Annotated in this window: 15 protein-coding genes and 1 pseudogene; 14 read left to right on the top strand and 2 right to left on the bottom strand. The window is 62.8% G+C overall.

The genetic code is table 11. The annotated features are described in order from the left end of the window. From KUA11_RS16795 to KUA11_RS16765, 7 genes are all read left to right on the top strand, one after another. Positions 1 to 692, top strand: a 692-nt coding sequence (locus KUA11_RS16795) for a replication initiator protein A (protein WP_217412169.1), incomplete at its 5' end; no start/stop codon positions are given. Next, the gene (locus KUA11_RS16790) at positions 689 to 1,177 is read left to right on the top strand and encodes a DUF2840 domain-containing protein (protein ID WP_217412168.1); all 489 of its coding nucleotides are present in this window, start codon (positions 689 to 691) and stop codon (positions 1,175 to 1,177) included. The genes KUA11_RS16795 and KUA11_RS16790, both read left to right, overlap by 4 nt. Further along, the gene (locus KUA11_RS16785; RefSeq protein WP_217412166.1) at positions 1,174 to 1,803 is read left to right on the top strand and encodes a S26 family signal peptidase; all 630 of its coding nucleotides are present in this window, start codon (positions 1,174 to 1,176) and stop codon (positions 1,801 to 1,803) included. Before KUA11_RS16790 ends, KUA11_RS16785 begins: the two co-directional genes overlap by 4 nt. Positions 1,804 to 1,849: 46 nt before the next feature. Then, positions 1,850 to 2,191, top strand: coding sequence for a DUF736 domain-containing protein (locus tag KUA11_RS16780; RefSeq protein WP_217412164.1), 342 nt, complete (start codon positions 1,850 to 1,852; stop codon positions 2,189 to 2,191). Further along, positions 2,188 to 2,859, top strand: a complete 672-nt coding sequence (locus KUA11_RS16775) for a lytic transglycosylase domain-containing protein (protein ID WP_217412162.1) — start codon at positions 2,188 to 2,190, stop codon at positions 2,857 to 2,859. The genes KUA11_RS16780 and KUA11_RS16775 overlap by 4 nt, the downstream gene beginning before the upstream one ends. A 193-nt stretch (positions 2,860 to 3,052) precedes the next feature. After that, entirely contained in the window at positions 3,053 to 4,792 is a 1,740-nt protein-coding gene (locus tag KUA11_RS16770; protein WP_217412160.1) for a relaxase/mobilization nuclease domain-containing protein, read from the top strand. Between the two features lie 129 nt (positions 4,793 to 4,921). Then, positions 4,922 to 5,479, top strand: coding sequence for a flavin reductase family protein (locus KUA11_RS16765; RefSeq protein WP_217412158.1), 558 nt, complete (start codon positions 4,922 to 4,924; stop codon positions 5,477 to 5,479). A gap of 11 nt (positions 5,480 to 5,490) precedes the next feature. Here KUA11_RS16765 and KUA11_RS16760 read toward each other — a convergent pair whose 3' ends face one another. Both KUA11_RS16760 and KUA11_RS16755 read right to left on the bottom strand, forming a co-directional pair. After that, positions 5,491 to 5,922 (bottom strand): hypothetical protein, encoded by a 432-nt coding sequence (locus KUA11_RS16760; RefSeq protein ID WP_217412156.1) that lies wholly within the window; start codon positions 5,920 to 5,922, stop codon positions 5,491 to 5,493. Between the two features lie 9 nt (positions 5,923 to 5,931). Further along, positions 5,932 to 6,183, bottom strand: a complete 252-nt coding sequence (locus KUA11_RS16755) for a type II toxin-antitoxin system Phd/YefM family antitoxin (protein WP_012222748.1) — start codon at positions 6,181 to 6,183, stop codon at positions 5,932 to 5,934. Positions 6,184 to 6,371: 188 nt separating this feature from the next. Here KUA11_RS16755 and KUA11_RS16750 point away from each other — a divergent pair, with 188 nt between their 5' ends. The 7 genes and pseudogenes from KUA11_RS16750 to KUA11_RS16720 form a co-directional block, all read left to right on the top strand. Further along, positions 6,372 to 8,201, top strand: a complete 1,830-nt coding sequence (locus KUA11_RS16750) for a conjugal transfer protein TraG (protein WP_217412154.1) — start codon at positions 6,372 to 6,374, stop codon at positions 8,199 to 8,201. 7 nt (positions 8,202 to 8,208) lie between these two features. Next, on the top strand, positions 8,209 to 8,640 hold the full coding sequence (locus KUA11_RS16745) for a ribbon-helix-helix protein, CopG family (RefSeq protein ID WP_217412152.1): 432 nt from the start codon (positions 8,209 to 8,211) through the stop codon (positions 8,638 to 8,640). A 147-nt stretch (positions 8,641 to 8,787) separates the two neighbouring features. After that, the gene (gene trbB / locus KUA11_RS16740; protein ID WP_217412150.1) at positions 8,788 to 9,792 is read left to right on the top strand and encodes a P-type conjugative transfer ATPase TrbB; all 1,005 of its coding nucleotides are present in this window, start codon (positions 8,788 to 8,790) and stop codon (positions 9,790 to 9,792) included. Then, positions 9,789 to 10,157, top strand: a complete 369-nt coding sequence (locus KUA11_RS16735; protein ID WP_217412148.1) for a TrbC/VirB2 family type IV secretion system protein — start codon at positions 9,789 to 9,791, stop codon at positions 10,155 to 10,157. The genes trbB and KUA11_RS16735 overlap by 4 nt, the downstream gene beginning before the upstream one ends. Continuing rightward, positions 10,157 to 10,432, top strand: a complete 276-nt coding sequence (locus KUA11_RS16730; RefSeq protein ID WP_217412146.1) for a VirB3 family type IV secretion system protein — start codon at positions 10,157 to 10,159, stop codon at positions 10,430 to 10,432. The genes KUA11_RS16735 and KUA11_RS16730 overlap by 1 nt, the downstream gene beginning before the upstream one ends. A gap of 13 nt (positions 10,433 to 10,445) precedes the next feature. Beyond that, positions 10,446 to 12,878 carry a conjugal transfer protein TrbE gene (gene trbE, locus KUA11_RS16725; protein ID WP_217412144.1) on the top strand — a complete coding sequence of 811 codons (2,433 nt, stop codon included), beginning with the start codon at positions 10,446 to 10,448 and terminating at the stop codon, positions 12,876 to 12,878. After that, positions 12,875 to 13,099: pseudogene (locus KUA11_RS16720) on the top strand (P-type conjugative transfer protein TrbJ); the annotation flags it as partial. The gene trbE and the pseudogene KUA11_RS16720, both read left to right, overlap by 4 nt. Positions 13,100 to 13,220 lie beyond the last annotated feature (121 nt).

Genomic DNA, 13,220 nt, shown 5'->3' with positions numbered 1-13,220 from the left:
CGCGCGTCACCACCAGCCTGCGGCAAGGGCCGGAGTGGCGCGAGAAGCCGTTTGCCTGGATCAGTGACGTCCGGATTTCCCGTGAGGATGGGGTGGCCCTGACCCTGCCGGACTGGCTCATGGAGATGGCCTGTGATCGCTCTCATGTCCTGAGCGTCGATCCCGCCTATTTCCGCCTTTATGGCGGTCTGGAGCGGTGGCTTTACCGTCTGGCGCGCCGACATGCTGGTCGGCAGAAAGACGGGTGGCGTTTCGATCTTCGTGATCTTCATGCCCGGTCCGGCACCCTCTCTCCCTGGCGGAATTTCGTGATTGACGTCGCCGGCATTGCCCGCCGCAGGGTCATCCCAGGTTATGACTGTAAGGTCATTTATGGCGGAAAACAGCCAGTCCTGCGTATCTCCCCAACGGTATCATCCACCGGTTCTGTGGATAACCGTGTGAATCCTACCGTTGGTCAGGATGCGGAACATCCCATTGCTCACGGTGCGGAAATACCGTTGCTGACGGTGCAGAAAGTCTCGCAACACATTGTTTTCAAAAGCGGAATCAGCCCCGTAACATATATAACTAATATAATAACTTATTATGTAGGGGATTCCGGTTTTTCGGTTTCCCTTCCGGCAGCCCGGTCGGGGCATGGAAAAAAGGCTAGGGAAGCGGTCGCGGATCGCATGGTCGGTGTTCCATGACCGCCCGCTCTTTCCGGCCAGATGACACTGCTCTGACCACGGTCGAACTGACCTGGATCGAGAAGCGCATTGAGCACTGGCTCCGCTTCGGCCGTCCCGTCGAGGATCGCATTCTCGACCGTCGGCGCAGGCTGATGAGCTTCACGCCGGACAGCGTGTTCGCCTTCATCCGCTGGGCTGCCAACGATTTCGGGACCGTCGTGTCCTGCATCGACATCGTGCGCGCGGTCGGAGCTCAGGAATCCTGCCAGACCGTGCCGTTCGTGCGCCCTGGTGGCGAGAGCCTGCTGCGCCAGAGCGGCTGGCCAAAGGTGCGTCGGGTGCTGGAGGCCGTCGACGGGGTGGAGGCGCTGGGGATCGATCCTGCGGCCGCCTGTCCCGATCATTGGCGTCACCTGCATCATCGCCTCACGGCGGCGCAGGAGCCGCGTCCCTATACGCGCGAACGCCACGAGGCGTGGCTGCGCAGGGGAGCCGTATCATGACCCGGCGCGGCTGGTTCTTCATCACGTATTTCGCCGTGCTCGGCGTGGGCGCTTCGCTGGCGTTTCATCCCGCGCCACGCTGGGTCTGGAACGAGACAGCTAGTGTTCCGGTGGGGCTATATCGGATCCAGCCCACGGTCCCGGTGCGCGTCGGCGACATTGTCGCGCTCCGTCTTCCCGAGCACGAGGCGACGCTGCTGGCGACACGTGGCTACCTGCCGTTCGGCGTGCCACTGCTCAAGCCCGTCGCGGCCCTTGCAGGACAGAGTGTCTGCCGTAACGGCGTGCATGTCACCGTTGACGGAAAGGCTGTCGGTGACGCGAAGACCGTCGATCATCGGGGTCGCAAGTTGCCGGTCTGGCAGGGCTGTCAACGTATCACACCGGGGCAGGTGTTCGTCATGAACGCCGCTGTGCCAACCAGTCTGGATGGGCGGTATTTCGGTGTCCTGCCGATGGAAACAGTGATCGGTCGCGCGGTGCCGGTGCATGTGCGCACAGGCAAGGCCGAATTGCCTCCACCGCATTTCGATCCCCTTCCGGAACCGCCCGAGCCGATGCGGGAGCGACCGCTTCTGGCGCCGCCCATGATGCCCATGAAACCCGGTGAACCACCCATCCAATGATGGTCGCCAGCCATTGAATTTTCGTACTCCCGAAAGGACCTCTCTCATGAGCCAGATCGGATTTTTCACGCGCACGTCGGATGGTTTCTCCGGGCGTGTGCACACCCTGTCGCTGGATGCTGAACTGACGTTCGTGCCTGCGGAAAACAATGGCGCGGAGCATGCGCCGGATTATCGCATCCATCTCGGTGATGGCGATTCAGCATTGGAGATCGGTGCCGGGTGGAAACGCACCGGGGAACGTGCCGGTGAGTATGTATCCGTGGTCCTGGACGATCCCAGTTTCATGCAGCCAATCCGCGCCACGCTATTCCAAGCCGGACACGGTGGCCGCGAGTGGCAATTGGTGTGGAACCGGCCCGCAAAACGCCCAGGAGGGAGGGAATGAGCACCCGATTTTTCGTGTCCGCCGGCATGCTTGCCATGCTCGCTCTGCCGCTCTTGCCAGCCATCGCCGGCGCGCAGGATTTCGACGATTTGGTGCGTCAGGCGGCGGAGCAAAACGCCATCCCGGCGACATGGGTGAGGGCGGTCCTGCAGGCTGAAAGTGCCGGCGATCCGGACGCGGTATCCGGTGCTGGTGCGATGGGGCTGATGCAGCTCATGCCCGGCACCTGGAAGGACATCCGCCGCACGCTCAATCTGGGGGCCGACCCCTTCGATCCGCACGACAATATCGCGGCTGGTGCAGCCTATCTACGATGGCTGCACGACCGCTATGGCGATGCGGGGTTTCTTGCCGCCTACAATGCCGGACCTGGTCGCTATGACGATCATCTGGCGACTGGTCGGCCACTGCCAGGCGAGACGATTGCCTACGTGGAATTCGTCACACGGCTGATGAAAAACCGATTGTCTGACATTCATCTGCCCGTTTCCTTTTTGTCCTTTCCAGCTCGCTCCTGGGTGACGGCCGCGCTCTTCGTTTCAGGCCAGCCCGATGCGTTTCGAGCACCCACGGCACGGCATGTCGCTGCTCCCGACAACCTCTTCGCTGGGCATGTCGGGGAGAGGTCCGACATGGTCCCGCTGAGGGGATCGGATCAGGTCCAGTGAGGCGTGAAAACCCCGGAAAGCCAACAGAAAAGGGAGGGCTGGATAAAAGGCCGCACATCGCGGCTCGGTTGGGGTGGCGGTTTTCCGGGGTTTTTGAAGTCCTGTCGCGAGGTGCGTGGATTTCCCGCACCTCGCGTCGAGGTATCATCTCTTTGATCCGACGCGATATTTCGCGCGGTGTAGGGCTTTCTCCATGAGCAGGGACGAGGAATTCCGGGTCCGGCCAGGCCGTATCCGCTCCACCCGCGGCCGTCAGGCGCGCCCCTTCGTGACGCAGGTGCTGGCATCCGTGCAGCGGGCTGGTGGTCGGGTCTCCCGCGCTGGGAAAATCAGTGCCGGGCGTCGCTCCAGTTTCGGGCGCGGCAGAGCCGCCGCCCATGCCGCCAATCGCCTGCTGACCAGCCGTTCACGGGGCGTCGTGATCAAGGCCCGTGTCGTGCGCCATGCCCCGCGCGCCACACCATTGGCAGCACACCTGCGGTATCTCCGTCGGGAGGGCGTGACGCGAGACGGGGAGGACGCGCGCCTGTTCGGCAAGGACAGCGACGACATCCGCGCGTCAGACTTCGCGGAACGATGCGATGGCGACCGCCACCATTTCCGCTTTATTGTCTCTCCGGAGGACGCACCGGAGATGTCGGATCTGCGGGCTTTCGCGCGGGATCTGATGGGGCAGATGGAGGCCGATCTCGGCACGAAACTCGACTGGGTCGCCGTCGATCACTGGAACACCGCACACCCGCATCTGCACGTTATCGTCCGGGGCGTTGCGGAGGACGGTTCCGACCTGGTGATCGCCCGTGATTATATCCGCGAAGGAATGCGTGCTCGTGCCCAGGATCTGGTGACGCTGGAACTCGGGCCACGCACTGATCACGACATCCACCAGGCGGTCGAGCGGCAGGTGAATGCCGATCGCTGGACCCAGCTTGACCGTCAGCTTCAGAGGGACGCCGGGGAAGATGGTGTCATCGCTCTGGGGCGCGCGCCGGGCGAAACACCGGACGCTTTTGCCACCGTGAAGCTGGGTCGCTTGCGCCGTCTGGAAACCATGGGGCTGGCGCACCAAGTCAGGCCGGATCGCTGGCGGATGGACGAGAGTGCGGAAGCCACGCTGCGGGAGATCAGCGAGCGCAACGATATCATCAAACGGATCCATCGGGGGCTGACGGAGCAGAAGATCGACCGTGCCGCATCATCATGGGTAATCGCCGCCGAGGATACCACCGATCCCGTCATCGGCCGGCTGGTTGATCGTGGTCTCGACGATGAGCTGCGTGGCACGGCCTATGCCGTCATCGATGGAATTGATGGGCGAACGCATCATGTCCGTCTGCCGGACCTTGAAGCCGCTGGTGACGGAGCGGTCGGTTCGATCGTGGAATTGCGGCGTTTCAGCGATAAACAGGGACGTGATCGTGTCGCGCTGGCTGTGCGTTCCGACGTCACGCTGGAGCGGCAGGTGACGGCGGAGGGCGCTAGCTGGCTCGACCGGCAGGCGATCACGCGGGAGCCTCTTGCCCTGGCGTCCACCGGGTTCGGCGCCGAGGTCAAAGAGGCGATGAAAAAGCGGACGGATCATCTGGTGGAGCAGGGGCTGGCCAGCCGCGACGGCGGAAGCATCCGTTATGCCCGGAACCTGATCGCCACGCTGCGTCAGCGGGAGTTGGAGACGCTGGGCCGGAGCCTCGCCGGGAAATCGGGGATGCCGTTCCGGCGGAGCGGGGAGGGTGACCCCGTTGCCGGCACCTACCGCCAGCGTTTTAATCTGGCGTCGGGCCGGTTCGCCATGATCGACGACGGGCTGGGCTTCGAGTTGGTGCCATGGTCGCCGTCGCTGGAAAAGCAGCGAGGGCGGGAGGTGTCAGGCATCATGCGCGGGGATGGGGGGATCGACTGGTCGTTCGCGCGGAAACGCGGGCTTGGGCTGTAAAGTCTGATGCTCTGATTTTTCTTCGCATGTACTTCCTGTTCTTCATGATACCGTTGACGCAGCGCAATACAGAGCACGCAGGTGCCCTGCTACCAGTTTAGGATCGGCGACAACCTGATGGAGACTGCCATGCAGCCGTTTCCCCTTGATCGAGCTTTTACCTTTCTGGAATCCGGGCCGGTAACGCTCGTGACCACGCATGACACTGGGCGCGACAACGTCATGACGATCACCTGGACCATGGTGCTGGATTTCGACGCGCGTTTCGCGATTACCACCGGTCCCTGGAATTACTCATGGAAGGCGATCGAGAAGACGCGCGAATGTGTGATCGCCATCCCGTCTGCAGACATGCTCGACACCGTCGTGGAGATCGGTCTCTGCTCCGGCAAGGATACGGACAAGTTCGAGAAATTCGGTCTTGCCCGTCGCAAGGCTGACAAGGTGAAAGCCCCGCTTCTCGATAAGTGTCTCGCGAACATCGAATGCCGTGTCGTCGACATCATCGAGCCGTATGGCATCGTCATTCTTGAAGGGGTCGCTGCGCATGCCGACCCGCATCGCGCGGAACGGTCACCCCTGCATGCCATTGGCGATGGCACCTTTGTGACCGACGGGGCTGTGCTGGATCGGCGCCCGATGATGCGCCCGAAACTGCCGCCGAGTGTCCTGACACGTAAATCGTAATCCCCAGATGATTATTCCCGTGGGGTCTGCCGCAGGCTTCGATCCTTCTGGTGAGCGACGATCCCTCGCTTGACCGCCGCGAATATGTCCACCGGCAGGAAGCCCCAGGCAAAACAGTCGGGTTGGTTGCGCGAAACGGGCCGCAGATCATAGCCCGGCCACACGAACCGGTTGAGTTCGGCGGTTATGATCCAGGATGGCTCGTCATCCAGCCCAAGGCGTCGTTTGACGTTTGCCGGGAGTGCCACCGCATGTGGGTCGTCCGGTTGGGAATGGGTGATCGGCACCACATAAACCTGGCAGTCGCCGTCAGCATCGGCGGCAGCAACCACAATGGCACAGGGCCGGGCTTTCCGGCCTTCCTCGGCACCGGCACGATGCTGGTCATGCCAGAGATAGGAATACGAGATGACCAGGCCAGGCGTCGGCTCGGGAATGGGCACGATGCGCGCTTACTGACCGACAGTGTAGCGGTGTTCCTCGGGGATCTCCGCAGCTTCGATCAGCGCAATCTCATGATCGTTGAGATCGGTCGCGGCGATGGCTTCGCGCTGGGCCTGTTTCAGTGCGTGAAAGGTCTGGGCCGAGACGATATAAACCGTCTCCCGACCATACTTCGTGACCTTCACCGGTTCGGTGAGCGCACGGTCATGATAGGCGCCGAAATTTTTCTGCACGTCGGATGAAGTCACGGTCGTGGACATGGAAGCATCCTACCTTTTTATCTATCTTCCGTAAGATACGGATTCCTGGTCGGGCGTGCAAGACCGGATTCCGCAACGCGCAAGTATTTTTTCGCTCCAGCCCGCTCCGGTACGATGGGTGCCGGATCATGCTTGCACGCCGGAAAATCCCGGTTCTTCGCTGTCTCCCATAACGAGGGGAGGACTCGATGGACCAGCCGGGAACACGTATCCAGTGGGGACAGGCACTCGTGGTCCTGTCCATGATCGTGCTGTCCTGGTGGACGGCGACACAGTGGACGGCCTGGGAACTGGCGTTCCAGCCGGAACTCGGCCGACCGTGGTTTACGGTCCTGCACCGCTGGCCGGTCTATGCCCCGCCGCTGTTCTTCTGGTGGTGGTACGAGTTCGACGCCTACGCACCAGCGGTCTTCGCGCGTGGCGCCTGGATCGCGGGTTCGGGCGGGGGGCTGGCTTTTGCAGCGGCCGTGGCGCTGTCCGTCCACCGCGCCCGCGAGGCGAAGCGCGCCGCGACCTATGGCTCCGCCCGCTGGGCCGAAGACGCGGAAATCCGCGCGGCCGGGCTGCTGGACGAGGATGGCGTCGTGCTGGGGAAATACCGCCGCTCCTATCTCCGGCATGACGGTCCCGAACACGTCTTGACTTTCGCACCGACGCGCACGGGCAAAGGTGTGGGGATGGTGATCCCCACGCTCCTGACCTGGCCGGGTTCGGCCATTATCCATGACATCAAGGGCGAGAACTGGCAGATCACCGCCGGTTTCCGGAATCGCTTCGGGCGGGTGCTGCTGTTCGATCCTACCAATCCAGCATCCTCGGCCTACAACCCGCTGCTGGAGGTGCGGCGCGGGGCATCGGAAGTTCGCGACGTGCAGAACATCGCCGACATTCTGGTCGACCCCGAGGGTTCGCTGGAGCGCCGCAACCATTGGGAGAAGACCTCCCATGCCCTGCTGGTCGGCGCGATCCTGCATGTACTCTATGCGGAGGATGACAAGACCCTTGCCGGCGTGGCGAAATTCCTCTCCGACCCGAAGCGCTCGATCGAGGCGACCCTGTCGGCCATGATGCGGACATCGCATCTCGGGAAGGCAGGGCCGCATCCCGTCGTAGCGTCCGCTGCGCGAGAACTGCTGAACAAGTCGGATAACGAGCGCTCCGGCGTGCTGTCCACCGCCATGTCGTTCCTCGGTCTCTACCGTGATCCCGTGGTAGCCACCGTGACCAGTCGCTGCGAATGGCGGATCGGGGATCTGCTTGAGGGCGAACAGCCTGTTTCCCTGTATTTCGTCATCCCGCCGTCGGATATCAGCCGCACCAAGCCGCTGATTCGCCTGATCCTCAACCAGATCGATAAGGCGTACGGCCAGAACAATAGCATTCTGGACAATTGTCATGTCCGGGTCAGTTTCGCCACCAATGATGAACGCACTGCGAAACGGGTGTCCGATGGTCTCGGGGTAGCCACCGAGATCCGGTCGCAGAAGAATTATGCCGGACACCGGCTGTCGCCCTGGCTCGGGCATCTGATGGTCTCGCGTCAGGAGAGCGCGCGGCCCCTGATGACGGTGGGCGAGGTCATGCAGATCCCGGCACGGGAGGAAGTGGTCATGGTGGCGGGGTGTCCGCCGATCCGTGCGCGGAAGGCGCGGTATTTCCGGGATCGCCGCTTCGTCGAGCGCGTTCTGCCGCCGCCTGATCCGGCGCAGCTGCCACGGCCCGTCCGGCCCGATGACTGGAGTGATCGTCCGTCTCCTGTCACCCCGCTACCGGAGCAGGCGGGGTCGCCGGCAGCACCGGATAAACCCGACGACGCCGATAGTGATGAATCCCTCGGCACGGGGCGGAAATGGTCGCGCGAGCATGATCCGGCGGAGACCGACAGACGCAGGGCGCGCACCGCACCTGACCTGTTTGGCGAGGAACTGCCACCTGACATGGAAGCATGGGATCGCGCCGACCTGACGCGGATTGCCCGGCAGGCTGGCCTCGACCGTGGCAATGACCTCGGGCTGTGAGGGCGCAATGAGAACATCCCCGAAGAAGGCGCGCCTGTCGGTCTATCTGGAACCGAAACTGCTGGATGCCCTGACCGCCCATGCGGCACGGCGCGACTTGTCTCTGTCCCTGGTGGCGGAGGCCGCCATCGCGTCCTTCCTGTCGCCCGATGCTGATGAGCGGCGGGAAGCGGCGATGAGCCGCAGGCTGGACCGTCTCGACCGGCAGGTCGCCCGCATGGAGCGCGATCTCGGGATCAGCCTTGAGACGATGGCCCTGTTCATCCGCTACTGGATGACGGTCAGCCCGCCCTTGCCGGAACCGGCCGCAGCCGCAGCGCGGGCGCAGGGGGCGGAACGCTACGAGGCGTTCGTGGCCGCCCTTGGTCGGCGACTCAGCCGGGGGCCTCTCTTCCGGCATGAGATCCCGGAGGATGTGCCTCCTACATCGGAATCCTGATCCCGCGATCTGCAAGTAAAAACCGCATTCACTACGATCCTGTACGATCGCAGGAAAATGCTGTTGAAAACGGGAGAAAACAGCACTCTCTAATGATCCCCGTCGTCGTCCGGAAAAGCCGGATGACCCAAACGGACGGGGATTCCCATGGCGGTTACACCGATTGAAAGTGGTGCCCGACAGCGCGGCATGTCCATGCTGCGCACGGCGATGGGACCGGCGATTGCCCGGCATCTCGCTGATCCCGCTGTGGTCGAGGTCATGCTCAATCCCGATGGGCGGCTGTGGATCGACCGTCTGTCCGAGGGGCTGGGCGATACGGGTGACAGGATTACGCCAGCCGATGCCGAGCGCATTGTCCGTCTGGTGGCCCACCATGTCGGCGCGGAGGTGCATGAAGCGGCACCCCGTGTGTCGGCGGAATTGCCGACCGGCGAGCGCTTCGAAGGGCTGTTGCCGCCAGTAGTGACGGCCCCGAGTTTCGCCATCCGCAAGCCCGCCGTCGCCGTGTTCACCCTCGATGACTATGTCGCCGCCGGGATCATGACGGAGGGGCAGGCGGTGTTTCTGCGCCGCGCTGTCGCCGAGCGGAAGAACATCCTGGTCGCAGGTGGCACATCCACCGGTAAGACCACACTGGTCAATGCCCTCCTGGCCGAGGTCGCGAAAATCGGCGATCGCGTCGTCCTGATCGAGGATACGCGCGAACTGCAATGCACCGCGCCCAACCTCATCGCCCTGCGGACCCGCGAAGGTGTGATCACCCTTTCTGACCTTGTCCGGTCGGGTCTCCGTCTACGTCCTGACCGTATTCCCATTGGTGAGGTGCGTGGGGCCGAAGCCCTCGATCTGGTCAAGGCGTGGGGCACCGGCCATCCGGGCGGCATCGGTACACTACATGCCGGATCTGTGCTCGCGGCCCTGTATCGTTTGGAGCAACTGATCCAGGAAGCGGTGGTGACAGTGCCACGAGCCATGATCGCCGAAACCATCGACGTCATCGTCGTGCTGTCCGGGCGCGGCACAGCCCGTCGCCTGTCCGAACTGGCTGAAATTGACGGTCTTGATCCCCCGACCGGAGCCTATCTCATCCGTCCGGTCAACCTCTCTTCTCCCGAAACATCCAGCTCTGCCAATGGAGAGTCATCATGAGGTCGCCTTCACGTCTGCGCGCCGTGGTGTGCGCTGTCACACGTCCCGACCGGCATGTGCCGGATCTCCGTGTATTCGGAACCTCCATGCTGCTGTCGCTTGCTTTCGCGTCGTCGGCATGGGCGTCAGGATCCAGCATGCCGTGGGAAACGCCCCTGAACGAGATTCTGGAATCCGTGCAGGGGCCGGTGGCGAAGATCATCTCGGTCATCATCATCACCGTGACCGGTCTGACGCTGGCCTTCGGGGAAACATCCGGCGGGTTTCGCCGCTTGATCCAGATCGTCTTTGGACTCAGCATCGCTTTTGCGGCGTCCAGCTTCTTCCTGTCGTTCTTCTCCTTCTCGGGCGGGGCGCTGATCTGATGGCGGGATATGACGATGACGCGGTACCGGGATTTCATGTCCCGGTGCATCGCTCGCTGACCGACCCGATCCTGCTGGGCGGCGCACCCCGTGCCGTCGCCATCGCCAACGGCACACTGGCGGCGGCCGTAGCACTCGGCCTGCGGCTCTGGCTGATCGGCGCTGTGTTCTGGATCGTCGGGCATGGGCTCGCGGTCTGGGGTGCCAAGCGCGACCCTTTCTTCATCGAGGTCGGGCGGCGGCATCTCCGCTATCCCGCTTGGCTCCGGGCATAGGGAGGGCAGGGCGATGATGTCCCTTGGCGAATATCGTAATCGAAACTCCCTGCTGTCCGATTTTCTGCCCTGGGCCGCGCTGGTCGGAGAAGGTGTGGTCCTGAACAAGGACGGCAGCTTCCAGCGCACGGCGAAAATTCGAGGGCCGGATCTGGACAGTGCCACCCCAGCGGAACTGGTCGGCGTGACAGGACGGCTGAACAATGCCCTGCGTCGCCTTGGCTCCGGCTGGGCGGTGTTCGTGGAGGCGCAGCGCGTTCCCGCCACGCTTTATCCCGACAGCGATTTTCCCGATGCGGCCAGCCAGATGGTCGATCTGGAACGCCGGGAGCAGTTCGAGGATGAGGGTGCGCATTTCGAGAGCCGGTATTTCCTGACCCTGGTCTGGTTGCCGCCTGCGGAATCATCAGGCCGGGCCGAGCGTTTCCTCTATGAGGGCCGGGAGCGCGAGGGACCGGATCCGCATGGCATGCTCCATACGTTTGTGGACCGTAGCGATCGGCTTCTGGCCCTGCTGGACGGATTTATGCCCGAAGCGGCGTGGCTGGATGACGGCGAAACCCTCACTTACCTGCATTCCACCATTTCAACCCGGAACCAGCGGGTCCGGGTGCCGGAAATTCCGATGCATCTGGATGCCCTGCTGGTGGACCAGCCGCTGTCGGGCGGTCTGGAACCGAAACTCGGCGATGCCTTCCTCAAGACGCTGACGATCACCGGTTTCCCCAGCCGGACCTTTCCCGGAATCCTGGATGACCTGAACCGGCTGGCAATGCCCTATCGCTGGTCCACCCGCGCGATCCTGCTCGACAAGACCGACGCCACCAAGGTGCTGACGAAGATCCGGCGGCAATGGTTCGCAAAGCGCAAGAGTATCGCAGCCATTGTCCGGGAGGTGATGACCAATGAGGCATCGGTTCTGGTCGATAATGACGCCGCCAACAAGGCGGCCGACGCCGATCTCGCGCTCCAGTCGCTGGGCGCGGATGATGTCGGACAGGCCTATATCACCGCGACCGTCACGGTCTGGGACGGTTCCGCGTCCATTGCGGCGGAAAAACTTCGCCTCGTGGAAAAGATCATTCAGGGTCGGGACTTCACCTGCATGGCGGAAAGCCTCAACGCGGTTGAGGCGTGGCTGGGATCTCTGCCAGGTCATGTCTACGCCAATGTGCGTCAGCCCCCGGTCTCGACACTGAATCTGGCGCATATGATTCCGCTCTCTGCCGTGTGGGCCGGGCCGGAGCAGGACTGGCATTTCAGGGCAGCACCGCTTTTCTACGGCAAAACGGCCGGTGCCACACCGTTCCGGTTTTCCCTGCATGTCGGGGATGTTGGTCACACGCTGATCGCGGGACCGACAGGAGCGGGCAAATCTGTGCTGCTTGCGCTGATGGCGTTGCAGTTCCGGCGCTATGCGGGATCGCAGGTCTTTACCTTCGATTTCGGCGGCTCCATGCGCCCGGCAACATTGGCAATGGGAGGTGACTGGCACGATCTTGGTGGTGGACTGACGGACGGTGATACAGAAACCGCGCCCGTCGCCCTTCAGCCCCTGGCGCAGATTGACGATCCCGATGAGCGCAAATGGGCCAGCGAGTGGCTGGGGCAGATCCTCGTTGGCGAGGGGGTGACGCTGACGCCGGACGTCAAAGCCCATCTCTGGTCGGCCCTGAATTCCCTCTCGTCCTCGCCCAGCCATGAACGCACGATCTCCGGTCTGGTGGCACTTCTCCAGTCCAACGTCCTGAAGCAGGCGCTGGCCCCATACTGCCTGGGTGGACCTTATGGCCATCTGCTGGACGCCGATGCCGAACGTATCGGGGATGCCGATGTGGTGGTGTTCGAGACCGAAGGGCTGATCGGCTCCGGGGCTGCCTCTTCCGTGCTGTCCTATCTGTTTCATCGGATCGAAGGCCGTCTGGACGGCCGCCCGACGCTGCTGGTGATCGACGAGGGCTGGCTGGTCCTGGATGACGGCGATTTTGCCGGCCAGCTCCGGGAATGGCTGAAAACGCTGCGCAAGAAGAACGCCAGCGTCATCTTCGCCACGCAGTCCCTGTCGGATATTGCCAATTCGCCGATCGCCCCGGCGGTGGTGGAAAGCTGCCCCACGCGCATTTTCCTGCCCAATGAGCGGGCGATCGAGCCGCAGATCATGGCGCTTTATCGGGACTTCGGCCTGAACGACCGGCAGATTGGCATCATCGCCCGCGCGGCCTCGAAGCGGGAGTATTACTGCCAGACGCAACGGGGCAACCGGTTGTTTGAACTTGGGCTCGGTCCTGTTGCCCTGGCGCTGTGCGCGGCCTCCGGCAAGGACGATCACCGGCTGATCGACGGTGTGCTGGCGGAACACGGACGTGGTGGCTTTCTGCCTGCCTGGTTCGACGTGCGTGGCGTGTCATGGGCCGCGGACCTTCTGCGGGAAGGGGACGTGTCATGAGGCAGGTGATCTTTTTCTGCAGTGCAGCGGCCCTGTTGTCGATTGGCGTGCCGGAGGCCCGGGCACAATGGGCTGTGTATGATGGAGCCAACCATGTCCAGAATGTTCTCATCGCGGCACGGACCCTCCAGCAGATCGATAATCAGATCACCTCGCTGGCCAACCAGGCACAGATGCTGGTCAATCAGGGACGTAATCTGGCGAGCCTGCCGCTTTCGACGCGGAAATCTCACAGAAGGGTTGTACATCGGGTTAGATTATGAAAAAGTCTGTTTTGCACAAAAGAATTTTTCATAAGCAATAAACGAACCCGATGCAGACAGAGTGTAGCGCAGGCGCGTA

Source organism: Acetobacter estunensis, from assembly GCF_019083805.1.
GTDB classification, from domain to species: domain Bacteria; phylum Pseudomonadota; class Alphaproteobacteria; order Acetobacterales; family Acetobacteraceae; genus Acetobacter; species Acetobacter estunensis_A.
This window is presented reverse-complemented; position numbering and strand designations above follow the sequence as displayed.